The sequence below is a fragment of the Pseudoalteromonas sp. SIMBA_162 genome (assembly GCF_046535955.1).
Taxonomy (GTDB): Bacteria; Pseudomonadota; Gammaproteobacteria; order Enterobacterales; family Alteromonadaceae; genus Pseudoalteromonas; species Pseudoalteromonas marina.
The window spans coordinates 1-264 of sequence record NZ_JAWJBQ010000566.1; the positions used below are offsets into that span (position 1 = coordinate 1).

Below are 264 nucleotides of genomic sequence, written 5' to 3' on the forward strand. Positions count from 1 at the left end.
GCATGACCGGCATCACCTTCGCCGGCCTGTCCGCGGTGGCACTGGTGACGCGCAAGGACTTCTCGTTCCTGAGCAACTTCCTGTTCGCCGGCGCCATCGTGCTGATTCTGGCGATGCTGGCAGCGATGATCTTCAACATCAGTGGCTTGGCACTGGCTGTCTCCGCCGGCTTCGTGCTGTTCGCCTCCGCGGCGATCCTGTTCGAGACCAGCCAGATCATCCACGGCGGGCAGACCAACTACCTGCTGGCGACGGTGAGCCTGT

The 264-nt window shown here is 63.3% G+C and carries 1 protein-coding gene; it reads left to right on the forward strand.

Annotated features, from left to right (window positions below):
• The coding region (locus R0J88_RS20940; RefSeq protein ID WP_410901016.1) for a Bax inhibitor-1 family protein at window positions 1-264 on the forward strand (264 nt) is incomplete at both ends.